23 protein-coding genes are annotated in these 25307 nt (G+C 57.7%); 9 read left to right on the top strand and 14 right to left on the bottom strand.

The window, feature by feature from the left end; translation table 11 throughout:
* Window positions 1–164: 164 nt before the first annotated feature.
* The gene (locus tag RBB77_RS22880) at window positions 165–1688 is read right to left on the bottom strand and encodes a DEAD/DEAH box helicase (RefSeq protein WP_353064009.1); all 1524 of its coding nucleotides are present in this window, start codon (window positions 1686–1688) and stop codon (window positions 165–167) included.
* A 521-nt stretch (window positions 1689–2209) separates the two neighbouring features.
* On the opposite strand from RBB77_RS22880, the gene RBB77_RS22885 reads away from it, so the two are divergent.
* Window positions 2210–4726: an ABC transporter permease gene (locus RBB77_RS22885; protein ID WP_353064010.1), complete on the top strand. Its 2517-nt coding sequence runs from the start codon at window positions 2210–2212 to the stop codon at window positions 4724–4726.
* Window positions 4727–4807: 81 nt separating this feature from the next.
* Here the strand turns inward: RBB77_RS22885 and msrA are convergent, their stop codons facing one another.
* The 6 genes from msrA to RBB77_RS22915 form a co-directional block, all read right to left on the bottom strand.
* Window positions 4808–5284, bottom strand: coding sequence for a peptide-methionine (S)-S-oxide reductase MsrA (gene msrA / locus RBB77_RS22890; RefSeq protein ID WP_353064011.1), 477 nt, complete (start codon window positions 5282–5284; stop codon window positions 4808–4810).
* A gap of 223 nt (window positions 5285–5507) precedes the next feature.
* Window positions 5508–6461, bottom strand: coding sequence for a pseudouridine synthase (locus tag RBB77_RS22895; protein ID WP_353064012.1), 954 nt, complete (start codon window positions 6459–6461; stop codon window positions 5508–5510).
* A 151-nt stretch (window positions 6462–6612) separates the two neighbouring features.
* Window positions 6613–7206 (bottom strand): hypothetical protein, encoded by a 594-nt coding sequence (locus RBB77_RS22900; protein WP_353064013.1) that lies wholly within the window; start codon window positions 7204–7206, stop codon window positions 6613–6615.
* Window positions 7207–7356: 150 nt separating this feature from the next.
* Window positions 7357–7539, bottom strand: a complete 183-nt coding sequence (locus RBB77_RS22905) for a hypothetical protein (protein ID WP_353064014.1) — start codon at window positions 7537–7539, stop codon at window positions 7357–7359.
* Entirely contained in the window at window positions 7539–8819 is a 1281-nt protein-coding gene (scpB, locus tag RBB77_RS22910; protein ID WP_353064015.1) for an SMC-Scp complex subunit ScpB, read from the bottom strand. Before scpB ends, RBB77_RS22905 begins: the two co-directional genes overlap by 1 nt.
* Before the next feature lie 192 nt (window positions 8820–9011).
* The gene (locus tag RBB77_RS22915; RefSeq protein ID WP_353064016.1) at window positions 9012–10616 is read right to left on the bottom strand and encodes an inorganic phosphate transporter; all 1605 of its coding nucleotides are present in this window, start codon (window positions 10614–10616) and stop codon (window positions 9012–9014) included.
* Window positions 10617–10996: 380 nt separating this feature from the next.
* Here RBB77_RS22915 and RBB77_RS22920 point away from each other — a divergent pair, with 380 nt between their 5' ends.
* Window positions 10997–11608, top strand: coding sequence for a PEP-CTERM sorting domain-containing protein (locus tag RBB77_RS22920; RefSeq protein ID WP_353064017.1), 612 nt, complete (start codon window positions 10997–10999; stop codon window positions 11606–11608).
* 9 nt (window positions 11609–11617) lie between these two features.
* On the opposite strand, the gene RBB77_RS22925 is transcribed toward RBB77_RS22920, so the two are convergent.
* The 6 genes from RBB77_RS22925 to RBB77_RS22950 form a co-directional block, all read right to left on the bottom strand.
* Complete coding sequence (locus RBB77_RS22925; RefSeq protein ID WP_353064018.1) at window positions 11618–12670, bottom strand: segregation and condensation protein A; 1053 nt, start codon at window positions 12668–12670, stop codon at window positions 11618–11620.
* A 5-nt stretch (window positions 12671–12675) separates the two neighbouring features.
* On the bottom strand, window positions 12676–13785 hold the full coding sequence (gene trpS / locus RBB77_RS22930; RefSeq protein WP_353064019.1) for a tryptophan--tRNA ligase: 1110 nt from the start codon (window positions 13783–13785) through the stop codon (window positions 12676–12678).
* Window positions 13786–13941: 156 nt separating this feature from the next.
* A complete protein-coding gene (locus RBB77_RS22935; RefSeq protein ID WP_353064020.1) occupies window positions 13942–14640 on the bottom strand; it encodes a site-2 protease family protein in 699 nt (232 codons plus the stop codon).
* 57 nt (window positions 14641–14697) lie between these two features.
* Window positions 14698–15510, bottom strand: a complete 813-nt coding sequence (locus RBB77_RS22940; RefSeq protein ID WP_353064021.1) for an acyltransferase — start codon at window positions 15508–15510, stop codon at window positions 14698–14700.
* Window positions 15511–15562: 52 nt separating this feature from the next.
* Window positions 15563–16294, bottom strand: coding sequence for an SIMPL domain-containing protein (locus RBB77_RS22945; RefSeq protein ID WP_353064022.1), 732 nt, complete (start codon window positions 16292–16294; stop codon window positions 15563–15565).
* Window positions 16291–16473, bottom strand: coding sequence for a hypothetical protein (locus RBB77_RS22950; RefSeq protein WP_353064023.1), 183 nt, complete (start codon window positions 16471–16473; stop codon window positions 16291–16293). Before RBB77_RS22950 ends, RBB77_RS22945 begins: the two co-directional genes overlap by 4 nt.
* 141 nt (window positions 16474–16614) lie before the next feature.
* Between RBB77_RS22950 and RBB77_RS22955 the strand changes: the two genes are divergently transcribed.
* The 4 genes from RBB77_RS22955 to RBB77_RS22970 all read left to right on the top strand — a co-directional run bounded on the left by RBB77_RS22955 (window position 16615) and on the right by RBB77_RS22970 (window position 20043).
* Window positions 16615–16887 (top strand): hypothetical protein, encoded by a 273-nt coding sequence (locus tag RBB77_RS22955; RefSeq protein WP_179586243.1) that lies wholly within the window; start codon window positions 16615–16617, stop codon window positions 16885–16887.
* Between the two features lie 158 nt (window positions 16888–17045).
* Entirely contained in the window at window positions 17046–17330 is a 285-nt protein-coding gene (locus RBB77_RS22960; RefSeq protein WP_183977035.1) for a hypothetical protein, read from the top strand.
* A 389-nt stretch (window positions 17331–17719) separates the two neighbouring features.
* Window positions 17720–18802, top strand: a complete 1083-nt coding sequence (gene moaA, locus RBB77_RS22965) for a GTP 3',8-cyclase MoaA (protein WP_353067696.1) — start codon at window positions 17720–17722, stop codon at window positions 18800–18802.
* Window positions 18803–18957: 155 nt separating this feature from the next.
* Window positions 18958–20043: a sensor domain-containing diguanylate cyclase gene (locus RBB77_RS22970; RefSeq protein ID WP_353064024.1), complete on the top strand. Its 1086-nt coding sequence runs from the start codon at window positions 18958–18960 to the stop codon at window positions 20041–20043.
* Window positions 20044–20078: 35 nt separating this feature from the next.
* Here the strand turns inward: RBB77_RS22970 and RBB77_RS22975 are convergent, their stop codons facing one another.
* Complete coding sequence (locus RBB77_RS22975; RefSeq protein ID WP_353064025.1) at window positions 20079–21134, bottom strand: hypothetical protein; 1056 nt, start codon at window positions 21132–21134, stop codon at window positions 20079–20081.
* A 397-nt stretch (window positions 21135–21531) separates the two neighbouring features.
* Here RBB77_RS22975 and RBB77_RS22980 point away from each other — a divergent pair, with 397 nt between their 5' ends.
* The 3 genes from RBB77_RS22980 (at window position 21532) to RBB77_RS22990 (ending at window position 25185) form a co-directional block, all read left to right on the top strand.
* Window positions 21532–22125, top strand: a complete 594-nt coding sequence (locus tag RBB77_RS22980) for a TetR/AcrR family transcriptional regulator (RefSeq protein WP_353064026.1) — start codon at window positions 21532–21534, stop codon at window positions 22123–22125.
* A 110-nt stretch (window positions 22126–22235) separates the two neighbouring features.
* Window positions 22236–23294 (top strand): VWA domain-containing protein, encoded by a 1059-nt coding sequence (locus RBB77_RS22985; RefSeq protein WP_353064027.1) that lies wholly within the window; start codon window positions 22236–22238, stop codon window positions 23292–23294.
* A 58-nt stretch (window positions 23295–23352) separates the two neighbouring features.
* The gene (locus RBB77_RS22990; RefSeq protein ID WP_353064028.1) at window positions 23353–25185 is read left to right on the top strand and encodes an alpha-amylase domain-containing protein; all 1833 of its coding nucleotides are present in this window, start codon (window positions 23353–23355) and stop codon (window positions 25183–25185) included.
* Window positions 25186–25307 lie beyond the last annotated feature (122 nt).

Genomic DNA, 25307 nt, shown 5'->3' on the forward strand with positions numbered 1-25307 from the left:
TGATTCTCTCCTCTACCAGATCACAAAGACTGCAGGACTTTGGCCTATCAGCTTCGGCAAAACTACTATAACGTCGACCGAGGGTATTGATTAAAGACGAACGCTCCGTTCTGCGGCTGGTTGGCTGGCAGAGCGGAGCGTTCTTTTGTGTCTGAGTGCCGGAGTTACTGGCCGCGTCGAGCTGGGCCGGAGCGGCTGCTGCCGGGGCGGCTGTTGCTGTTGGGGCGACCGCCGGGGCCACGGCCACCGGAGCTGCGTCCGCCGGAGAATCCACCACCGCCGTTACGGCTACGGAAGCCGCTCTTTTTGGCGCCGTAGTTAGCATTAGGCGTCGTCATCGGAGTGACGGGATCGTTGCCCTTCCAAGAGCGAGTTTCAAGCTGCATGAGGTCCTGTCCCTGAGCTGTTGTGTCGAGGGGTGCGTTACGGACTTCCTTCTCAAGATTCTTATCGGCCTCGCGCCACTCAAACTTTATCTTCAGTTCGCGCTCGAGCTTGCGGGCGTCGTGACGCTCCTGCGGCATGACAAACGTAGTGGCAACGCCCTTCTTGCCGGCGCGGCCGGTGCGGCCGATGCGGTGGACGAAGTCGTCGGAGGCATTGGGCAGGTCGTAGTTGACGACGTGCGCGATGTCGTTGACGTCGATGCCGCGGGCGGCTACGTCAGTGGCGACGAGGACGCGGTGACGGCCATTGGCAAAGCCCTTGAGAGCGGCGGTTCGCTGGGACTGGCTGCGATCTCCGTGAATAACGTCGGAGTCGTGTCCGAGCTTCTCAAGCTTCTTGCTGATGCGGTCAGCGCCGTGTTTGGTGCGTGAGAAGACGAGGAAGGTTCCCTCTTCCTGACGGAGCATCTGGTCGAGCAGGCCGAGCTTCTGGTCCTGCATGACGGTATAGACGCGCAGTTCGACGCGATCGCTGGGTTTGGAGGTCTGGCCTATCTCGATGCGGACAGGCTCCTTGACGTAGTCGCGGACGATCTCGCGGATGTTGGCATCGAGGGTTGCCGAGTAGCACATGGTCTGGCGAGTCTTCGGCAGTGCGCCGACGATGCGGCGGATGGCGGGAAGGAAGCCCATGTCGAGCATGCGATCGACTTCATCGAGAACGAGCATTTCGACGGCGTTGATGTTGATTTCGCGCCGTCGGAGGAAGTCCTCGAGGCGGCCAGGTGTTGCGACGACGAGACGAGGACCGCGGTCGAGCTGGTCGAGCTGATTGTTCTCCGAAAGACCGCCGCAGACGAGCACCGCGTCGCTCTTGGAGCCGGGAACGAGCTTCCAGTAGGCCTCGAGGACCTGCATGGCGAGTTCGCGAGTCGGCAGCAGGATGAGGGCGCGAATGGGACCGCGCTTGCCCTTGGTGCTGGGGACCGAGTTCGCGTCCATGCGCTGGATCATCGGGATGAGGAAGCTGAGGGTCTTGCCGGTGCCGGTGGAGGCAGTGGCGAGGATGTCGCTGCCTTCGAGAGCGGGCGGAATGGCCTTGGCCTGGACCGGGGTCGGCATCGTGAAGCCGGCGCTGGTGAGGCGGTTCTTGAGGGAGTCCGAGATGTTGAAGTCGGTGAAGCGAACATCCTCAACTAGGGAAAGGCCTGCGGGATTCGCGGCGGCTGTGTTGGCTTGAGGACTCGGGTTCTGCTGGTTCTGAGAGATCTGGTCGTTCTGTTCTAACGTTGCTGAGGTCAAGATTTTTCCTGTCTGGTGGCCCGAATAGAGAGGGCGTTATAAAGCGGCATAGGGGTGCAGGGATGCCAGCATGGCATCATGGATTTCAATTAGTCAGCATTGCTATCGGGTATCGAAGCGCTGCTGCTGCACGGCGAGACTCGTCCTGTGACGGGTCTTCCAGCCAGAGCAACCAGCGCGGCTTCCAACGTGCGGGAAGGTATGCGGTGGGAAGAGGCGAATCGCAGTCTCTGGCCAAACTCTGAAGTCCATGAAGAGTCTTTGCCTGCAATGCCTGTACTCCTTTAAGCCAGAGTACAAAATAAGCATACCACAGTGGCAACGCGGTTGGCGATGACCAAGGGTTAAACCACGCGACGCGCTGAACCCTCGTCCGCTAACGGACAGGATGCTCCACAGATGAACAGCTCTGCGTAGCTCCGCGATAAGGCTGCGCCTTATTTACAACAGGATAGCCATGGGCGTGGTTGGCAGTACGACTGCAGATAGAACTTCCATCATTCTCGAGGTAGACAGCAGAGATGCAGACACTGATGCAGGACCTTCGCTTCTCGTTTCGCCAGATCAAGCGTTCGCCCGGATTCATGATCACGGCGGTGCTGACGCTGGCGCTGGGTGTCGGCGCGAATACGGCGATCTTCTCGCTGCTGGACCAGGCGCTGCTGCGCTCGCTGGCGGTGCGTGCGCCAGAGCGGCTCGTGATCCTGGGCAACACGGGCAAGATGTGGGATGGGCACTTCAGCAATCATGGTGGCGGAGACGATAAATACTTTTCGTATCCGATGTACAGGGATCTGCGTGATCACGGTACGCCGTTCGAAGGGCTGATCGCAACAGCGCCGGCGGATGTAGGGATCACGCGGGACAACGAATCGAAGCTTGCGCATGCCGAGATCGTAAGCGGCAATTACTTCTACGTGCTGGGAGTACGGGCCGCGACCGGCCGTCTGCTGACGCAAGCCGATGACACGATTCCAGGAGCAAATCCTGCTGCAGTGCTGAGCTATCGATACTGGCAGTCTGAGCTGGGAGCAGATGCTGGGATTGTGGGACAGACGCTTTCGATCAACGGGCATCCGTTCGATGTGATTGGCGTGGCAGCACCGGAGTTCAAAAGTGCGGTGTGGGGCGAGACTCCAGATGTCTTCGTCTCAATGTCGATGCTGGAACAGATCGTGCCTGGCAAGGGTGTACGCCTTCAGGACCACACAGATAAGTGGATGAATATCGTTGGGCGTCTTAAGGAAGGTGAGACGCCCGAGCACGCACAGATCGTGATGGCTCCGTTGTGGCATGCGTTGCGGGCGCAGGAGTTGAAGGCGTTAGGAACGAAGTCACCACGCTTCGTCGATGATTTTCTTACGCGGAGCCAACTGGAGGTGTTGCCTGGAGCGCGTGGTCTCTCCTATAACCGGGATGATCTCGAGAAACCTCTGCTTGCTGTGATGGCAATGGCGATTCTGGTGCTCCTGATCGCGACGGTGAATGTCGCGAGCCTGTTGCTGGTACGTTCGGCGGCAAGAGTGCGGGAGTTTTCGCTGCGCTACGCACTGGGTGCAAGTGCCAAGCGGGTGGTGCAGCAGCTTGTGCTGGAAGGTCTTGTGGTCGGCATCGCCGGAGGCACGGCCGGGCTTCTGATTGCGCCGATGTGCGTCCGCTTATTGGTGCATCGGCTCGGTCCGGGCACTACGATGGCGTTTAGTACGTCGCTTGATCATCGTGTCTTGGCGTTCAACTTTGCGATTGCGATTGGGGCGAGCGTGCTGTTTAGTCTTGCACCGACACTCCAGCTGCTCAGGCCAGATATCGTCAACTCTCTGAAGCAACAAACCTCGACGGTTTCCGGAGGCTCGCTGAGCCTGCGAGGGCTGATCGTTTCGCTACAGGTGGGCCTCAGCGTTCTGCTTTTGGTTGGCTCGGGATTGTTTGTAAGAACGATGGAGAACCTTCGTCGAGTCGACGTCGGATTCAATACCTCGCACCTCGTCACATTCCTTGTCGATCCCATGCTCTCAGGAGTTGCGAAGGAGAAGATTCCAGCGCTGCATCAGCAGATTCTGGAGGCCATGGCAGCGCTTCCGGGTGTGCAGGCAGTGGGTGCGACCGATGACCCGGAGCTAGCAGACACCGGACATCAGAGTGATGCGACAGTAGAAGGCTACAACGCGCCACCTGATGAAGTCTTTGATATCGAGAAGCCTTCGATCAGCCCTGGCTACTTTCACGTGCTGCAGGAGCCCGTGCTCGCGGGACGTAGCTTTATCGAAAACGATGATGCGAATCATCCGGCGGTCGCTATCGTCAACGAAAGCTTCGTCAAGCACTACTTCAGCAGTGCTGCCGCTGCAATAGGGAGACGCGTTGCCTACGGAGGAGGCGGCAACAAGGATGCGCAGTACATGACGATCGTCGGCGTCACGCGAGACACGAAGCATGACAATCTGCGTGATCCGGCCGTACCGACAGTCTTCATTCCACTTCACCAGTTGCGGAAGCCCGACCAGCTTTTCCTCTACCTGCGCACTACCACTGCGCCGGAGCAGATCTTCGCACAGGTTCGGCAGGCGATGAAGCAGATCGATGCGGGGCTTGCGGTAGATCAACTGCGAACAATGGATGACCAGATTGATACGACGCTGTCGAATGAACGCATGATCGAGCTGCTGGCTATCTCTTTTGGTCTGCTGGCGACGGTGTTATCTGGAGTGGGGCTTTATGGGGTACTGGCTTACTCGACAGCGCAACGGACGCGGGAGATTGGAATCCGCATTGCGCTGGGGTCTTCGCGACTCGGTGTGTCGCGTCTGGTTTTGGCCGATGTGTTGCGTTTGGCGGGGGTCGGAATTGTGCTGGCGATTCCCTGTTCCGTGTTGCTGGCTAGGTTATTACGGAGTCAGCTCTTCGGCGTTTCGAGTGCAGATCCGCTGACGCTGGCAAGTGTGGTCGTGCTGATCGGCCTGGTCGCTATGATTGCGGCGATTGTGCCCGCGCGACGTGCGTCTTCGGTTGATCCGACAACTGCCCTGCGTGCGGAATAAGTTTCTGGCTCGCCAGAAAGAGAAAACGGCGACAACGAAACATGGAATCGTTGTCGCCGTTTTCGATTGAGTTGAATAAGGCTAGATGTGGCAGCTCACCATGCCACGCTTTTCGAGATATTTCTGGTGATACTCTTCGGCCTTCCAAAAGGTCGTCGAAGGAACGACCTGGGTTGCGATGGGCTTGCGGTAAGAGCCTGCAGCACTAAGTTCTGCGATCTTAGCGCGGGCCTGGGCAAATTGTTCGTTGGTGTGGGTAAAGATGACGCTTCGATATTGGGTGCCCCAATCCGGACCCTGGCGATTTACCTGAGTGGGATCGTGAAGTGCGAAGAATGCGTCCAATAATGTTTCGTAAGAGACTCGAGATGGATCGAAGGTGACTTCGACGACCTCCGCATGGCCGGTGCGGTCGGTACAGACTTCTTTATAAGTTGGGTGTTCGAGGTGGCCGCCTTCGTATCCTACGGCTGTGTCGATAACACCTGTGATCTCACTGAAACGGGTTTCAACTCCCCAAAAACATCCTGCTCCAAATGTTGCTTTTTCGATTGCCACTCTACTGCTCCTTGACTACATCCTTGTTGCTCATGATTGGATGCTCCCGGGTTGCGATTGTCATCACCCGAAAGGTTAATAGCGCGAGTATTCTGAACGTGTGGGGAGAGGTGTGTCAAGCGATCAAAGGTCGTAGAAAAACAGGGGTACCCAACACGTACTTCTATAGACGAAGGTTGTAGAAATATGATTACGAAAGAGTGAACGTCGGATGGACGACAGGCTAATTCGGACGGCGTGGGCGGCTTGCGGACTTAGTTCCCGTGGGCTGTCGGCGTGGCTTTGAGAACTTCTTTTTTGCGGGGGACTTGAGTTGCGCGAACTCTGGCGTCTTCTTCTTTGGTACGACCTTCTTGCCTTTTGCTGCGCGGTCGAGTGCCATGACTTCGCCGAGAGTGAGCTCACGGAACTCGCCAGGAGGCACGTCGAGGCGTAATGCACCATAACCGATGCGACGAATCTTTTCGACGTGGTGGCCGATCTCTTCGAACATTTTCCTGATCTGACGATTACGACCTTCGATGAGGGTGAGCTCGTACCAGGGGTTGTCACCGCCGCGAACGAGTTCCACCTTTGCGGGTGAGGTGATGATGCGATCGCGACGACCGCTACGGACTTCGTCGAGACGGCCACGGTCGATCATGATGCCACGACGGATCTGGTCGAGGCCTGAAGCAGGTGGAGTGCCGCTGGTTTTTACTAAATAGGTTTTCTCGACTCCGGCCGCGGCCTTCGAGAGCGCATTGGCGAGGTTGCCGTCGTTGGTCATCAGAATGAGACCTTCGCTGAGGTAGTCAAGGCGGCCCACGGGGTAGAGGCGGACGTTGTCGCCGTGAGGGCCGGACTTCTGCTTCGCCATGAGCTGCATGACGGTGGGGCGCTTCTCGGGATCATCGAGGGTGGTGACGTATCCACGCGGCTTATTGAGCATGTAGTAGCGCTGTTGCTCGGGACCGTGGAGGAGTTTGCCGTCTACGCGGATGTGGTCTTTGAGCGCGTCGTGGCGGGTTCCGAGTGTGTTGACGACAACGCCGTTGACCTGGACGCGGCCTTCGAGAATGATCTCCTCGGCTTTGCGACGACTGGCGATGCCGGCCTGGGCGAGGATCTTCTGGAGTCGGTCGCCTGTGGGTTGGTCATTTGTCTTCGGGTTTGGAACGGAGGGGGACTTCGTCATGGTGTTTCCGGCTTTCTGACTGCGGGGCTGCTCATCGCGGTCGGTGCTGCTCTTTTGATTGTATCGTGTGTTGTTTCGGCTGTTTGACGTTGGGGTAAGTTGCGGAGAAGTGGCACTTAGCGGAGCAGGAAGGGACGTGGTTGTCCCTGCACTACTCTGTGGCGTAAACGCGCACGATCAGAGAGATTTGATAGAGGACATACAAGGTAAGAAGGGTTAGCTGCGTGCGTCGATTTCTGGTGATGATCGCGATGACGCAGACGATCAGGCTGGCAATGATGCGGATGGGGTACTCGATACCGAAGGAGTGGAAGTAGGCCGAGCCCTTGAGACCGGTATCGATGACGTCGGCGACAAGGGTGGCGGCGAGAAAGCCGAAGAACCATCTGCGCCGGGAGAGGAAGTAGTCTTCGTAGCCTGTGTAGTCGGCCAGGTCCGATGGAAAGAGGAGCGTGCTGAGGAAATAGAAAAGAATCGCGTACAGGATGACGAAGAAATAGATTGCAAAAGTCCACTGCTGAATCATCGAGAGGCGAAACTCCCACCACCAGAAGTGGATCATGCCGAGCAGAAGCGACGCCGCCCAACCCAGGTGCAGGATTGAGACTTTGTTGCGCCGAGGGTGCTGAACAAACTGCGCGAACCCTTTGAGCAGGGTTGTGATGCAGAGGCCGACGATGATCGAAATGACAACTTTGACGTGGGAGTAGAGTTCGGGATTCGGCTGCGGAGCTATTGAAGTCATCAAAGCGATCACGAAGTACCCGTGGACCGGATGGATGTGCAGCAGATCGGAGAGGCTCCGATCGCATGAACTCAGATCCGGAAGAACCGCAAACAGCGTACCAGACGCTTTGTGTTTCAGCGCTTCAGGTTCGGGTATTTTATTTATCCGCTACAGCTTGTTGGTGTCGATGGCGCGAGGGCGCTGCATACCCCTGGGGGCTGGCTTGAGGGGAGCATCGGGCAGGTCCTCGGCGTCGCCCTCGGGAGTGGCTACGGTATCCGGCTCGTTGTCTTTTGGACTGTCGGGAGAGTCTCGGGGATCGGGTTTTGGGTCGAGATTCGAAGCGGTCATCAGCCCTCCTCGGATTCGTGCTGCTGGTCTCTCTGGATCTCGGCGTCGAGCGCGGGGGAATCCTCTCCATCGACCGATTGGTCCGTGTCATAGTTGGGGGCCAGTCCGGAGAGTCGCCCATCGACGATGGCTTCGTCGGCTGCTGACTCGCCGCTGTAGCCATCGGCTTGGGGCTCGATCTCGTTCTTTTCGGCTTCTAGGTCGCTTGCGGTTTCTGGGGCGTGGTGTTCCATGGGGATCTCCTCCTGCTCGGCCAGCTCGCCGGCCATCTTCTCAAACTCTTCGATGCTGGGAAGCTCGTTGATGTCTTTGAGGCCGAATCGGAGAAGGAAGTCCCTGGTGGTTTTGTAGAGGATGGGACGGCCGATGACCTGCTTGCGGCCAGCGGTGGCAACCAGTTTGCGCGTCATCAGGGAGCCGAGGACGCCGCCGGAGTCGACGCCACGGATTTCGGAGACCTCGGGGGCGGTGACGGGCTGCTTATAGGCGACGACGGCGAGGGTTTCGAGGGCCTGCAGGGAAAGCTTCAGAGGCGGCTTGAGAGATTTGACGAAGCCCCGGACAGCGTCGTGGTACTCGGGCTTGGTGGCGAGACGGTAGCCGCCGGCTACCTCGCGGATCTCAAGGCCGCGGTCGGAGGTGGCATAGTCGGCGATGAGCTGGTCGAGGATGCTGCGGAAGTAGTCGCGGAGACGGCGTTCTTTCTCTTTAGCCTCGCGGGCGAGCTTCTTCTCGTCCTTTTCCGCGGGTAGGTGCTCGCCGGAAGGCTGGCTCTCCTGGTCCGCTTCGACGGACGGCTGCGAGGCCTCGTGCTCGGCGGACGGTTCCGCGGCGAGATTATCGGATTCGCTCGGAGTGTCCGGATGGGCTTCGAGACGAACCTCGAGATCATCGGCCGAGCTCATGGCGGCAGCGTCTGCAGCGTTGTGCTCGCGTAACGCCCGAGCATGGGCAGCTTCTTGTGCGGCCGCTTCGTGGAGGTGGCGGTCAAAGGATTCGGCATAGTGGGCCTCGATCTCCTCCTCAGTCGGCGCTTCGACGTGAGACCCGGCTCCATCGGTGGGGCCTGAGAGCACTTCACTGTTGAGATCGTCCTCGTCGACAGGGCGCGGCGGGAGAGATGAATCGGCGGCATCGTCGAGCGCCAGGGAGTGCTGAGCTGCGTCAAGATGGTCAAGCTCGGCCTGGGCTTCGTGGCCGAGGAGACCGGCGAGCTGGGCCAGCGTTACTGGTTCTTCTGAGGCGTAGATGACGGCTTCGATCTTTGCTTTAAGGCTCATAGTGTCGTTGGTGTACTTCTAAGCATACCAACGCTCGAGGCCATTGCTCTGACGACGTGGATAAGTCGCTGTAAAGGCTCGAGTCGCACTAAGCGCAAATGGTTCCCAGCTTCAAAAACGCCAAAATCAGCCGCCGCCAAAAGCGAAGGCCCGCTGAGTGCGGGCCAACCCTTCGTTGCGTTGTTCGAAAAACTATTTTGCGATGGTATTGAAGAGCCAGAAGAGACAGCCGGACAAAAGAGCTGCCACGGGCAAGGTGAAGACCCACGCAAGCGCGATGTCGCGAAGGGTGGACACCTGCAGGCCGCTCTTGTTCGCAGCCATGGTGCCAGCCACACCGGACGAGAGCACATGCGTCGTACTCACAGGCAGGCCGTATTGATCGGCAGCGAGGATGGTCAGCATGGCAACCAGTTCGGCAGAGAGCCCCTGTGCGTACGTCAGGTGAGTCTTGCCGATCTTTTCACCGACGGTGACGACGATGCGCTTCCAGCCGATCATGGTTCCGAGACCGAGCGAGAGTGCGACTGCTACTTTGACCCATGGAGGAATGAACTTGGTCGAGTTGTCCAGCATGCCTTTGTAGTTCTTGAAGATCTTCTGATCATCAGCGCTGACCGCGGGACCGTACTTCGGCATCAGGCGCAGCGTCTCGCTGGTGAGATACATCTGATTGCGAACGTTCGCCTGCATGTTGGAAGGCACCGCGCCGAGAGAGCCGTATTGGGTGGCCTCATTGCGGATGTCGCCAACCATCTCCTGGAGTGCAAGCATTGCGTGGGGCGAGAACTTGTGTGTGCTGACGAAGTTCTCAAGTTCTGGGCCGCTATCCGCCACAGTGGTGTTTGGGTCAACATAGTTGCCGACCGCGCCGATCACCTGTTGCGACACAGCAGCAAACGTCTGTACCTGGCTGGCGCCGACGGTGTGGTTGAGCGCATAGGCAGTTGGCACGGTGCCGACCAGGATGAGCATGATGAGACCCATGCCCTTCTGGCCGTCGTTCGAGCCGTGGGCGAAGCTGACTCCGGTGCACGTCAGCACAAGTAGAGCGCGGATATAGAACGGCGGTGGGGCTTTGCCTTCAGGTGCCGTGTAGAGGCGCGGATCCTTTAGAACTGCCTTGAATAGGAGGAAGACAAGGGCCGCGCAGCCGAAGCCAACCAGAGGCGAGATGAGCAGTGCCTTGAAGACTTTCGTGACCTGGTCCCAGTCAACGCCGCTCACGCCGCTGCTGCCATGCATCAACTGGTTTGCCACGCCGACACCGATGATCGAGCCGATCATGGTGTGAGAGCTCGACGCGGGAAGCCCCTTCCACCAGGTAGCGAGGTTCCATAGGATAGCTGCGATCAACAACGCGAAGACCATCGCGAAGCCGGAGCCTTTGCTCACCTTCAAAATGAGTTCGACAGGAAGAAGCGAGATGATGGCAAACGCGACGGCACCGGAGCTAGTCAGCACGCCGATGAAGTTCCAGAGGCCGGACCACACTACTGCGACGTGCGGCTCGAGTGCATGGGTGTAGATGACGGTGGCGACGGCGTTGGCGGTGTCGTGGAAACCGTTGACGAACTCAAAGCCGAGCGCGATCAGGAGCGCGACCCCGAGTAGAAAATAGGGGAACCACGAGCCCTCGTGAACGGGAAGAAGATCGGAGTACAGGCGGTTGGCAATATAGCCGAGACCGCCGATCAACAGTATGCCAAAGATGATGCCGCCGATCTTGCCGGGTGACGATTTTCCCATCTTCTGGTCAAGTAATGAACCGGTGGGGTGTATTACAGGAGTGGCCATGTGGTTTCGCCTAGGATTCAAGATGATTGCGTGACCTTGACCATAGGCCGGGAATGCGAATGGAGTGTTACAAGAGTGTGAAACATATGCGTCTTTTGCTCGCGGAGGCCCCTTGGCCAGCCGAAAGAGAGGTAGTGCTGCGGTCTAATGATTGATTGTTTGCAATGATTTGCAGTGCGGCCGGTTTTGAGAGTGAGAGCGGGGTTCCGATTCAAGAGGAGTTCATGACTACGCCGGGGGTTGTAACGGACATGGCAAGCTGATCACCATTCTTTCGAAACGGTGACAGGCCAGCTTTTAGTGCTGTCCGGCGCTACAACTATTGTTCATCGCTGTCGGCAGAGTCCGGGACTATAATTCAGCTTTTCGGGGGTCTTTCTATGAAAATCACTGCACAGTGGTTGAGCGCGTCGATCGCTCTCCTAGCAGTCGCCCTTTTTCTCGGCCCTAAGGCGGCCCACGCCGACACTTTCACGATCTTGGATCTCGGAACTGCCAATGGCCGGAATATCTACGGCTTGGACACGGTCGGCGATGTAGTCATTACTCAAAGCTTCGGATGCGGCCTTGCGAGCTTCACCTGTTACGTGACTTACGACGATGGCGTGGCTGGAACTCCTTCCTCGTCGGCTCCCGATCTTGTCTACGATGACGGAACCCCGTGTAGCTCAACTCCTGCGGGGTTTAGCGCCTTCAAGACAGTCTGTAACAAGGGCTTCGCGGGATTGGGCACGGCCCGCAACTCCAACGGTGATCCAAACGGAGTTTACGTTGGAACCGAAGGGGACTTCTCGTTCCTGCACAGCGGTTCGGCAGACCAGGTCTTTATGAATTCAGGCGGCGACTTTGCCTTTGCCGATGGCGCGAGTGAGGAGATCTTCGAGGCTATCGATACTTCGGTGTCGCCAATTCCCGAGCCGGCGAGCTTCTTGCTGGTAGGGACGGGTCTGGTGTGGTTCACGGCTGCGGTTCGCCGCAGGGCAAAGCGCTAAGGTCCACCACTAGCGCCAATCGTCGCGAGCCTGTGCCTGGTCGGTGAAGACCTGATCAAAGTTTTCGGTCTTCTTGATAAGAATGTCGCCTTGAAGATCCGGTTGGTGCAGTAAAACCGCCTGCAGACGCACAAGTTCCAACATAGCGAGAAACATGCAGATCAGCGCGCGTTCGGTATGGGTGTTATGGAGCAGGCGCTTCAGACTGACAGGCTTTTCTTCCATCAGCAGACGGCGTTTGACGTAGTCGATCATCTGGGCGACCGTGACGGACTCTTCGTCGACGTTGAGGATGGGGCGCTCGCGAAGACGGATGAGGATGTCCTGAAAGACGCGAACCAGATCGACGGTATCGGCAGCAATCTCGCGGTCTTCATCGAGTGTTGGAGCGCCCGCTTCGCCGATGTCGCGGCGAAAGTTCTTTAAGCCTGAGTTGGTCCACGTGGCTTCTTCGATCTGTTGCTTCTGGAGAAGCATCTGCGCGGCAGCTTTGAAGCGCTCATGCTCGAGGAGGCGCTCGACCAGCTCACGGCGTGGATCTTCTGGATCACCGCTGAGAACGTCGGAGGGGTCGCGAGGAAGCAGCGTCTTCGACTTGATGTGGATCAGCAGCGAAGCCATGTAGATGAACTCGCCGGCTGCGTCGACGTCGACCTGCTTGAGATGGTAGGTGTACTCGAGGAACTGGCTGGTGATGCGCGCGATGGGAATGTCGTAGATGTCGATGTTCTGCTTGCGGATCAGGTCGAGCAGAAGATCGAGAGGGCCATCATAGACCTGGCCTACTGTCACCGAAAAAGGAGACTGCGACGCCTCTTCTTTTTCTTTGTCCTTCGCAGGGCGCTTGGGTTCTGACGATGGTGGAGGCACAGGCGGATGTTGAAGCGTGAACGGCTCGTTGTCACCAGGGGTGATCTCGTCCGGAGAAGCCGCGGGTGACGAAACGGTCTCGTCTTCGGAGACTGCGCCTTGAGAGACTGCACCATCAGAGGCTTCGACAGGATGCTCGTCGGGACTGGGTTCGTCGGCGGCGAATTTGTGAGGGAGGGTTTCGTCGGGCATGGTCGTTACTCGAGGCCGATGGCCTGGCGAACGTGCTGGAGCGTCTGGATCGCACGGTGACGGGCGCGGGCGGACCCGTCCCAGAGGATGGCGTCGACCTGGCCCGGGTCGGCTTCAAGGGCGCGGCGGCGCTCCTGGATGGGGGCAATCTCACGAACGATGGAATCGGCGAGCCAACCCTTGCACTCAATGCAGCCGATGCCTGCGGTCGTGCAGCCCTGACGAACTTTTAGCTGCGTCTCTTCAGTGGAGAAGACTTTGTGCAGATCGAAGACGGGACAGATATCAGGGTTGCCGACGTCAGTGCGGCGGATGCGCGCGGGGTCCGTGACCATGGTCTTGAGTTTGGCCCGCAGGTCGGCCTCGGGCTCGGAGAGCATGAGGGTGTTGCCGTAGCTCTTGGACATCTTGCGGCCATCGAGGCCGGGAAGTTTGGGCGAGGGTGTGAGAAGCACCTTGGGTTCAGGGAGAATGCCAGTGACCACGCTGTTGGCGGAGATCTCTGCGGTGAGAATCTCCTTATCGGAGTGGTCTTCGCGGGCCTTCTCGATGGCCGCGGTCGGCTGCGAGCAGTAGAGCGCATTGAAGCGACGGGCGACCTCGCGCGTGAGCTCGACGTGCGCGACCTGGTCCTGACCGACGGGGACGTAATCAGGCTGATAGAGGAGGATGTCGGCGGATTGAAGAAGTGGATAACCCAGGAAGCCGTAGGTGTTCAGGTCCTTTTCGCGGAGCTGCTCCTGTTGATCCTTGTAGGTGGGTACGCGTTCGAGCCAGGGCAGCGGTGTGAACATGCTGAAGAGGGTGAAGAGCTCGGCGTGCTGAGGAACATGCGACTGGATGAAGACCGTGCAGATCTCCGGATCGAGGCCGGCAGAGAGAAAGTCGAGCGCCACGTCGCGGATGCTCTCGCGAAGGGAGGTCGGGTCGGCGTAGTCGGTCGTGAGGGCGTGAAGGTCGGCGATGAAGAAGTAGCAATCGTACTGATGCTGGAGCTTGACCCAGTTGTAGAGCGCGCCCATGTAGTTGCCGAGGTGGAGTCGGCCGGTGGGTCGCATGCCGCTAAGGACGCGGGGACGTAAGGAGGTCAGGGTGCCGTTGGTGTTTTCAGTCATTGCGATCAAATGCAAGGGTAAATGATTCGAGCGGCCTGTGGCGGAAAGCATTCGCCTCGAAAGACGGGCGTAAGACACAGACAAGGAGCCGCTGTGATAGTCACAGCATTGATTTGACTCGAATCAAATGATCAATTCGTCTTTTTCGGTCCACACCTACAGAGCGAAGAGGACATGATTGAAAACACTGTAAATCGGGACAAAGAGAGTAGAGATGAGCCGTCCGCCGATCAAGAAAAGAATGATGAGGCTGAACATGCCCATTCGGTCGTAGAGTTGAACGGCTTTGTATGGCAGGAAGTGGCGCAAAATATGGCTTCCGTCCAGTGGAGGCAGCGGGATCAGATTGAAAACGAAAAGGAGTAAGTTAATGAAAATTACGAAGTAGAGAAAGAGCGCGATGGGGAAAAATTGTGGAAGACCTTCTGTTGCGACCCCAGGAACATGTTGAGCGATTGCGACAGCGGTTGCAATGGAAAGAAGTCCGTCTGGGAGAAGGTGCTTTACAAGGATGAGTAAAATAAGCGCGATGGTGGCCGAGAGCAAATTGCTCGCGGGACCGGCGAGAGTGACGAGGATGTCGTCGCGCCTGTAATTCTTGAAGTTGCGGGCAGTAACTGGAGTGGGTTTCGCCCAGCCGACGAGGAACCCTCCGTAGACCATTGAAATAAGTGGGAAAAGAATCGAGCCGAGGGGATCGAGGTGTTTGATCGGGTTGAGGGTGACGCGGCCCAGCATCTTGGCGGTAGGATCGCCCAAACGCCACGCCGCCCAGGCATGGGCACATTCATGCACACTGAAGGCAAGAATCAGAACAACGATTTCAAAAAAAATAACGACAACCTGCAAGCTCATAGAACTCAAGTCTACTGAAGTTCGCGTGATGGAACCGTAAAGTCGTCGAAGTCGTGGCTAGAGCGTCTCTGCGGCGAGTTGGGATGCGGCTTTCCGGATTTTTGCCTTGGCTGGGATGCCTACCGAGACGGTCTCTTGAGGGACGGGTTTGGTGGCCAAGCCCATGGCGCCGAGCATGGCGTCCTCGCCGATGTTGGCTCCAGCGAGTACCGTGGCGTGGTAGGTGATTCGAGCGCGGGGGCCGAGTTCAGTCACCTTGTTGGTGATGTTGGACTGGTTGTTGATGTCGTGGGTGTGCGAGTAGACATTGGCGTAGTCGGAGACGCTGGTGCCTTCGTGCAGGATTATCTCGCCGCGATCGTCGAGCAGGACGTTCTTGTGGATCGTGCAGGAGTCTTCGATGGTGAGGTTATAGCCATAGGTGAACTCGACATTGTGGAAGATTTTGACGTGCTTGCCGAGGTGCCGGAAGATGTGGCGTCCCAACATGCAGCGGAAGCGGAAGCCGAGCCAGTGATTCAGGCCGAGGGGAGAGCGGTCAAACATCTGCCAGAACCAGATGAGCGGCTTGCGGATGGCGTACTGCTCGGGGTCGACGTCGCCGTAGTACTCGGGTTCGAGGGTGATATTGCGGGGATCGAAGCTTTCTGAGAGCGAGTACATGGCGAGTTCGCTGTTGAGGACCGCCTTGATGTGGCCGCCGTGGGGCCGACCGAAGTAGATCTGATAGAGTTCGTCGCGGACAATTTCGGAGCGTCGCTCGGGTGATTGCTGACGGGTGAACTCGTCGTTGAGCTTGGCGAGCCAGCGGCGATACAGGGCCTCAGCTTCGGGAGTGGGTTTGAGTTCGCGGTAGGTGTGGATTGGCATGATTCCCTCGCTGTCTTTCGTCCGGCTGCGGACTGGCGAAACTTTGGTGCGCCTATTCTATGGCGAAGACGGCATAGACGGTGGCGGTTTTTTCGATTCTGCGGGGATTGATAGCGAGAGGTTCTACCTTTTGCGCCGTACGAGCTGCAGGCATGGCCCGCATGACGACCGGACTCGGAGGTTCGGCCTGTGTCTCGTTGCTGGCGTAAAGGAGTGCCCCGAGGTTTGTGTTGAGGCTTTTCGCCATCTCGGCTGCCACCGTACGGGCACGTTGGAGCGCTTTGGAGGCTGCTTCGGACTGCGGAGCGTTTTCGTCTTTCAGGCTCCAGTCGATCTGCCCGGATTGGTTGGCTCCGGCCTTCACGGCGAGGTCGAGGACCTTGGCGGCGTCGTTGGCATTCGTGCGGACTGTCCAGCTTTGCGTTACCTGGAACTTACGCTGAGCCTTTTCGGCCGGCGTGAGTTTGTCTACTTGATACTCCTGCACAGGAGAGACGTTCTGGTTTTCGCTTTCGATGGAGTCGTTCGGAACACCGGCGGTCGTGAGCGCCTTGACGATGGCGTTTGAGGAGCGGGAGCCGGCGGCGTAAGCAGAGTCACTGTCCGGGCCATAAGCGATGAAGCCGATGTGGAGGGTCGCGATGTCGGCGAGAACGATCACCTTGTCGGTCGCGGTAATTGCAATCGTGCGGTTTTCTTTACTGACTTGAATCGTCTGCGCGGGTGCCGTCATGGCGAAAAAGGTAGCACAGAGGGCAAACGGAGCGAGGCGGAGGATGTTCATTGATCTTCTCCTGAGGAGTTGAGTAGGTCGGCGAGGGTGGGTTTGTGCTTGGGGTTGGCAGCAAGCTTTTGTTTGGGGTCAGGCAGGACGCGCTCTGACGGCGGAGTGCCGACACGTTCGCGGGCGTTCGCCTTTACCGCCTTGATTTTGGAAAAGACCTGTTTTTTGGGCTTGCTCATCCGGCTTCCTTCCTGCGAGAGTTCCGGGCTCAATGCCCATGCGTGATTATGCATGACTCTTGCTTGTGAGGGGGCTTCTCAGGCAGGATTGCAGAGGAGATTCGGCTGGCAGGGTCGGTCGAGGACCAGATGAGGTGCTGGATGGAAGAGCGGGACTTTTTTGATGAGCGGGCGGAACAGCGAACTCATGTGATGACCTGTCCCCACTGTGGGCAACAGGGGGAGTATCAGATCGAGTGGGTGGTGCGGCGGAAGAAGGCTCAGCTGCCGCGGGGTGCGGACGATCGCGACCGGGCTCGTTTTGCCAAAGCTCAGAGCTACATGGTTCGGCGCGATGACCCAATGGGCTGCAAGAATGTCCGATGCCGCAAGCGCTTCGACGTGGTGGGGATTCAGTCGGTAGCGTTTATTTAGCCAGACAGTTTTGAGTGCTGATTCGGGTCGCTGAAAAAGACTTTTTCCAGTCGTCTCGGTCAATCCGGCCCAGCTGTGATTTAATACGAAAGTGAATGGACGCTTAAGTGAGCGTCTGAGTGAATTTGGACAGGAAAGACCCGGAGACCAAGAACGCAATGGCGAATACACTGCTTCCCATCGAAGAACGCAATCTGACGCCGGATGAGGTGGAACTCCTGGACAAGCGTCGGCGCCGGGGCCAGCTCTTTCTCGTGCTTTGCTTTCAGAGCCTGATCGTGGCTACCCTGCTGACTTTGTGGAGCGGGCAGGATCTGACCTTGTCGCCAGGCTGGGCTCATCCGGTTGTCTACTGGAATGCGATCACTTTCACCGCTGCACTGGTCTTTGGCATAGTCGGAATTCGGCTGAAGCGCGGCAGCAACGAGTTCATCAGCTACTAAGAGCTTTCAGAATTCAGAGCGATTGCGTGTCATCGATGCCATATTAGATCTGGGCGTAATAAAACTCTGTCTTCAAAGGCAGAGTTGCTGATATCCTGCGCCTTGAAAGATTGCGGTCGCTGAAATTATTGCCCTGACTGCGCTTTCGATGTGTCCCGGTCGTTGAGTTGTGCTGCGGCTGAAGCCGTGTTCCGGGAAGATTCACCGAGCACCACGACAAAACATTGCACCGCAAAAGAACTAACGCACGATTGCGTATGGGTTGAATACAGTCGTCTCGTAGACAACTGATTCTGCCAGAAATCCTGGTCATATTGATTCGCTTTCTGAGTGATTGCATCTAAAGATATGTATAGAAATGAAGTAGATATCACCGGGTACGTCTCTTGATGATAGGCCATGGAAATACCGCGATTCTGGAGCCGGAGGAGCAAGCTTTTCAGGTTCAGGACAGACTGCGAGATAAGTTCGGCAGGTCCATCAGCGACCTGCGTGTCTCGGTGACTGACCGCTGCAACTACAAGTGCGTCTACTGCCGGACAGGCAATGAAGGAGCGCAGTACGCCGAACTCTCGATTGAAGATTACTTGCGAATGGTGCGGGTCTTCGTCTCACTGGGAGTCGAAAAGGTGAGGCTGACCGGAGGCGAGCCGCTACTGCGGTCAGGCCTGGCGAGTATGCTTCGCGAACTCGCTGAGATGCGGACAGCGTTTCTCCCCGACGGAAGCTTCGCCAATGGCAACGGTGCACCACTTGATATTGCACTGACTACCAACGGGCATTTGCTGGAGGGATTGGCCCAGCCGCTGAAGGATGCCGGGTTGAATCGCGTGACTGTCAGCATGGATGCGGTGGATGCAGAGACATTCAGCGCGATCACACGCGTTCCGCGGAGTTATGAAAAGGTACTGGCGGGGATTCGTAAAGCGCAGGCGGTGGGACTGGGACCGGTCAAGGTGAACTGTGTGCTGCTGCGCGGGTTCAACGATGGACAGATTGAACAGTTTGCGGAGTTCTCTCGGAAAGAGGGAGTCATCGTGCGGTTCATCGAGTGGATGCCGCTTGAGGAAGATCGAAGCTGGAAGAGAGAGTCAGTCGTTTCGATGGACGAGATTGTGCAGCGGTTGAATGCATACCGCCCGCTGGTGGAACTACCCCCACATGCTGCCAGCGAGACGGCGAAGCGGTTCACCTTTGAGGATGGCCTGGGAGAGATAGGGATTATCGCACCAGTGTCGCGCCCCTTCTGCGGGCACTGCAGTCGAGTGAGGTTGACCTCGGATGGAAAGATACGGACTTGTCTGTTTTCGCAGAGCGATCACGACTTGTATAGCGAGATGCTGCGAGGCAGAACGGATGACGAACTGGCCGCGTATATCCGCATAATCGTGATGCGCAAAGAAGCACGTCATCACATTGGTGAACCGGGTTTTGAGAAGCCATCGCGCAATATGGTTCATATCGGTGGATGAGCCCTGCTGTCGCGGTGTGTTTCTATCGTCGACTTTATTGAATTATTAGGAGTGCTGTGAGAGGCTGATATCTGAAATGTGCAAGAAAGTGCACATTTATATGAGGACAGCAATTGAAGGACAGACGGCAGTTTGAAGTGATCGAAAGTCGTCAAATGGATCACCTTCGAGTGTTCCATGACGTTGCGCGCGCTCTGACTTCGAGCCTCGAGCTGGAAGAGATTCTGGGAGCCATTATGAACAAGATGGCCCAATTCTTCGGACCTGAGCGCTGGTCGCTGCTGATGGTGGACGATAAATCGGGCGAACTGTATTACGCGATCGCTGTGGGAGAGAACGCGGAGAGCCTGAAGGGTTTGCGTGTACCGCTCGGCGAGGGAGTTGCGGGTTGGGTGGCGGCAACGGGAAATCCACTGGTGGTGCCGGATGTCGCGCTTGATCCGCACTGGTCTGCGTTTGCGAACAAACATCCTGATCTGAAGATTCAATCCATTGCGTGCGTTCCGGTGCGGTCTGGGAATAAGACGCTGGGCGTGATTCAACTGCTCAATAGCAAGCTCGATCTGCTGTCAGAGCATTCGATCTCGTTTCTGCGGATTCTGTGTGATTACGCGGCAATCGCGATTCAGAATGCGCGATCGATGACGCTGATTCAAGAGTTAACCATAACGGACGACGTAACAGGACTCTTCAATGCCCGCCACCTGTACACCATGCTGGAGGAAGAGGTAGCGCGGGGGCAGGTGTTTAGTTTGATGTTCGTTGATCTGGATCACTTCAAGTCGGTGAATGATACCCACGGCCACCTGATCGGAAGTCGACTGCTGGCGGAGATTGGCGGGTTGATGAGACGCAGCCTGGGACCGAACAACGCGGCTTTTCGCTACGGTGGGGACGAGTTTGTTGCACTGCTGCCAGGGATGGGGAAGGCGGCGGCAAGCGGGACCACGATGGCCTTGTGTGCGGACCTGAGGGGGGCACGCTTTCTGGAGGGTGCGGGACTTTCGCTCAGTCTCTCGGGAAGCTTTGGGCTGGCGACGTACCCGGAAGACGGAAATACGGTTCAAACCATTCTGCGTGCGGCCGACACGATGATGTATGAAGCCAAAGTGACCCGGGACAACGTCGCCGTGGCTGGCAAAGGGATGATGGGCCGCGCAGAGACGACCAGATCCATCGATGGTTCGCGGCGCGCGGTTTCGGAGATGTTTCTCGAGCGTGATTCGGTGCCGCGCAGTTAGTCGTTTCTCTCTTCAAATTTCAATCTGGTGCCCGATTAGTTGGGGGTGTGGCGCTCGAGCGTAACTCCGCGGCGGGGTTCGGGCTTGAGGACGTCGCGATTTTCGGGGGAGACAGGGTGGACGCCGAAGTCCCATACCCCCAGGTTGACGGCTTTGTCCGAGAGGATCTCCATCAGGGCAAACTCGCCGAAGTCGAGGGGCTCTTTGGGGGTTATTTTAAGCCAGTGGCCCCCGGGTATGAGCTCAGAGGTGGTCTCGATCACATCCTCCTGGTGCTGTCCGCCGCCGAGGAGACCGATGCGGAAGCTGGCGATGACGCGGGCGCCCCGGCGGACGTCGGCGCGGACGATGACGTATCGGCTGTTGGGCGAGCCGCCGGTGGGGTCGTTCGCGGCTCGGCTGGTCGCTCCGTGGGTGTCGACGGTGAGGGGTGTACCGGCGGTGTTGCCGACTGTTTCGTCGCCTATGCGGAGGTAGAGAACGGGGTCCTTGATGTGGAGTTGGATGGGCGAGGTCTCGCCTTTGAGCTCGACGAGTTGGTGGGAGGCCGAGAGTGGGTTTACGGCGGCTTTGAGGAGATTGTGGCCGGTGTTTCGATTGAGGTCGCTGTCGGTCTGGGCGAGGGGGACAAGCTCTGGGGTGCCCCGGTAGGTGTCGAGAGCGAGGGTGCTGTCTTCTTCGGGGAGACGGAGGTCTTTGGCGACCTCGGGGGTCAGAGCGGCGCGGTCGGCTTCTTCTTTGAGGAGTTCGGGGTCGATGGCGGGGGGTTGGGGGTTGTCGGCGTTAGGGGTGGGCTGGGAGTGCTGGCGGTCCCAACGCTTGGTGGCTTCGAGGTCTACGAGGGAGAGGGGGATCTCCTCGTCGGCTCCGCCGCGCTCGGCGCTGATGTAGTGGACCACGTCGCCGACGATGCGGTAGCTCATGATGACCTGGTAGGTGCCGTCCTTGAGGATGAGGCGAGTGCGGTGCGGCGCCGCGCTGTCGGGCTGGAGCGCTGTGGTGTGCTGCGAAGCGTGGAGAGATTGTGGCGCGCTGATGGTGGCGGCGAGGAGAATTGCGGCGAGTTTGGAGTTGCGGCGTGGATAATCCATCTTGTGAATCCACAGTTTAGACGCACTTTCTAATTTGTCCGTATCAGGACCCCCTCCCCCCTCCCGGGTTGGGGTATTTTGCAGCGAAGTCTCTTATTTTGTTTGGGTTGCCGATGGGTGATTCCGCCAAAATATTCTATCGAAAGGACTTATGCACAAAATACTTAGAATGAGCGGGTTGCAAGCTACACAGATGACGAAGCCCCGGCGTTTTTCGCCGAGGCCTGTCTGCTGTCTTTATTATACCGGCTGGACCGGGGTGGATACGCCACGCGAATCTACCCGTCTGGCGCGGGTTTTGAGCGATTGAGGGCTTGACAGGTTTTCGCATGATCGGACGATGGACTGGAGTGCTGCGTTTGACAGTACTAGACGACCAGTCTATTATTGATAGGTTATGGGCGCCACTCTTTCAACTCGCGATCATCTGCTGCAGGTTGGTTTGGAGCGGCTTCGTTCGACCGGGTACACCGCTACCGGGGTGAAGGAAGTGCTTGATGTCGCGAATGTGCCCAAGGGTTCGTTCTACCACTACTTTCCGAGCAAGGAAGAGTTTGCCGTGGAGGTCTTTCGGCTCTATGCGACTGGTGAGATGGAGCGGTCGGCGAGGGTGTTTGGGGATCGCAAGGTGGCTCCTGTAAAGCGGCTGCGGCGATACTTCGAGGAGTTGATCTCCGTCTATGGACAGCGCGGGGAGATCAGCGGATGTCTGGTGGGCAGCCTGAGCCTGGAGGTGGCGGACCACAGCCCGAGGTTGAGGTCTGAGCTGCAGGCCGTCTACGAGGGCTGGCAGAAGAGTATCGCGGATGTTTTGCGTGAGGCGGTCCAGCAGGGCGAACTGGCGAAGTCCACGCGGCCGGACGCTCTGGCGGAGTTTCTGCTGAATAGCTATGAAGGAGCGCTGGTGCGCATGAAGGCGGAGAAGAGCGACAGGCCGCTTGAGAACTTCCTTCATTTTGCGTTTGACGTGCTGCTGAAGAAACAGAGCTGACGTATGGCCTTCCTCAAATCTGTGTAACAGGGCTCACTGAGTGGATCGTTGTTTTATTGCTCGTTACCTTCCCGTCTCAACGGGCGGCTGACTCGTCTAACAAAGACACGATGAAGTTCAGGCTTCGACAATTCGCTGCTTTTGTTAGTGTTTGGAGTTGCGCTGCAATTGCGCAGACGACGCTGCATACGACGACGACACTCGTGGTTGTCCCGACGCTTGTGCAGACTCTGGACAAAGATCTTGTGTTCTCGCTTCGCGCGGAAGATTTTGTGCTGACGGACAATGGGGTTCCGCAGAAGGTGACGCTGGAGGAGGAGGCACAGCGTCCGCTATCGCTGGTCGTGCTGATGCAGACGGGTGGCGATGCGCGTGGCCAGTTCTCGAGTTACGCGCACCTAGACACGATGATTGCGGAGCTGCTGGGCAAGGCTCCGAATGAGGTGTCGATTGTGAACTTTGACAGCCAGCCGGAGGCGGCCTCTCCATTCACGACGAACGTTGCGGAGTGGAGCTATGCGATCGATCATCCTGATGCGGGGGATCGAGGAGCCGCGATCTTCGACAGCCTGGCGTACGGACTTGATCTGCTTCAGAAGCGGCCTGCGGGGAATCGTCGCGCGATTTTGTTGCTGAGCCAGGAGCATGATGTGGGGAGCAAGACCCCGCTAAAAGAGGTTGTGCGGGAGGTGGGTGAGACCAACACCGCGATTTACAGCGTGACGTTTTCTGCAGAGAAGACTGCGGCGCGAGAAGCCTTCAAGAATCCGGGGCCGGCAAATAGACCGATTGCAGTTGGGAATGTGACGCCACCTACAGTTGGAACTTACCCAAAAGGCGGAGATTCAGGAAGCCCCGCGGAACTGATGGCGTACTTCAACCTAAGCGAGCCTCTGCGTTTGATCCTCGGTGCGATGAGCAAGAACACGTCGGCAGAAGTAGCGACGTTATCCGGGGGCGAGTGGAGCGGCTTCGACAATGCGCAAGAGCTAACGCAGGATCTCGGTGTTTTGGTGAATCACCTCCATAACAGCTATGTCTTGAGTTTTGCGCCGACCTCTTCGGAGCCGGGGCTGCATACTATTAAGGTGCGGTTGACTCATCATCCGGAGCTGCTGGTGTCGGCGCGGAGCAACTATTGGGCCTCTGAGCCGGTGATTCGGAGATGACCAGGCATTGCAAATAAATCTGTGAGATCGGCGCGTCTGAACTTTTGGGGAGCGACTTATGAGCAATCCATGGAATGGCAAGGCTGTGCTGGAGATGTTCTGGTGGAACTGTTGGAACACCAACTATCCGCATGATTGGTACACGTTTGTAGCAAAGCTTGCGCCGCGCATTGCTGGTTTGGGATTCGACGGGATATGGACGCCGCCGCCGTGTAAGGACAGGCCGACCGACAACACTAGTTCCGCCTCGAACGAGATGGGCTACACACCCTACGACTACTACGATCTGGGCCAGAAGAATCAGATTCGTTCTGTTTACACGCGCTTTGGCGATCAGGATTCTTTTCTGCGTCTGGTCGCGGTGGCCCATGCAAACGGTCTTGAAGTTTATCCGGATATAGTGCTGGATCATTGTGCCAGCGGGGACCTTGATCCTTCTTCGCCGTTCGAGGGTACTGCCTCGGAGGCTTATACGCTGATTCAGTTGAAGGGATTCGCGGGGGCGGGAACGGGGCGATGGCCGCGCAATTGGCTGGACTTCCACGCTAATCCGCAACACTGGAATGGAACGGGAGACTGGGTGGCCAGCAACGGCGGACCCGATTTCTGCTACCAGGGACGATGCACGGACTCTGGAGCCGGCGACCAGAACTGCGCGGCACGGGCGAACGCACGCGCGTGGCTGACGTGGTTCGTCAAGCAGACGGGCGTTGATGGTTTTCGATTCGACGATGTGAAGGGCTTCCCGCCCGAGGTGGTTGAGGATGTGCTGTACAACGCTATGGGAGGTGGCCTGGAATATTTTTGTGTGGGCGAGTACGTGACCGGCGCTACTTCCGATGTGGATGCGTGGGCCGGGGCGACGTTGAACCGTTCGGGAACCTTTGACTATCCGCTTCGCTTCGCGTTGGCCGATATGGTGGCGCAGAATGGCTACTCCGATGTGGGCAATCTGCCGAGCCAGCAGCAACAGAACCGCTTCAAGACGGTGCCGTTTGTGAACAATCACGACAACTACGACGGCCAGGTGGGGAGTTGGACCGACGCGGACAATCCGCGAACGCAACTGGCGTACGCAGTTGCAATGACCGTCGACGGAAGTCCGCAGTTTTTTTATGCGGATCTGTTTCGCAATGTCGCGCCGTGGAGGAACGGCACGACGGCCGATGCGATTCCGTCCCGGCCGTGGGTTGAAAACCTGGTTTGGTGCCACCAAAAACTTGCGTTCAAGAGCGGCGAGTACTTTGTGCGTTACCAGCAATCGCAGCAACTGCTGATCCTGGAGCGAGGGGCGCGTGCGATCGTGGCCATCAACAATGACGGGAGCGCGTGGCACGACGCGTGGATCTCTACGGCATTCGCTCCTGGTACGCAGCTGCACGACTATAGTGGCTCACGACCGGACGACATCTGGACGAACCAGGATGCGTGGGTGCAGATCGCTGTGCCTCCGCTCTCTTATTCAATATGGGGACCGGCGGGTGTGACTGGAGGTTTCTCTTCTGCTTCGCGGCGCACGGTGCAGCAGTTTGAGATGGACGATGATTTGGGCGATAGCGACGCCGCAAGTCCTGGGTATGGCGGGAGAGTGATTCCTGGGACGTTCCGCTCCGGCGGCGCGATATGGCCTGCGGCGGCGACACGGGTAAACGTCAGCGTCTACTCGGATGCACCGCAGCAGATTGATTTGCAGGTTGTGCCGACCGGGGCTCCTCCGATCCTGCGACAGAGCGGATCGTGCACAGCCAATGTTCCGCTGGCTGCAAGTTTTGTGGTCGCGGCGGAAGGCAGACACGTCGTGCAGGCGAAGCTCTCCAGGGCAGCGGCGGCAGCGGCTCGAATTTATATCAAGGTTGACTATCAGGGGCCGGCGACTTCGACACTTTTTTAGCGGCGTTTGTGGGGAAGCTGAGCGAGGTATTAATTTTCTTCGAGAAGGTGAGTTGTTTTTGAATCTACTAACCAACCGGTCTACTCTAAAGAACTGAATCGAGTTTTTGGTTCACAACTTTT

Origin of the sequence: Tunturibacter psychrotolerans, assembly GCF_040359615.1 — a bacterium.
Taxonomy (GTDB): Bacteria; Acidobacteriota; Terriglobia; order Terriglobales; family Acidobacteriaceae; genus Edaphobacter; species Edaphobacter psychrotolerans.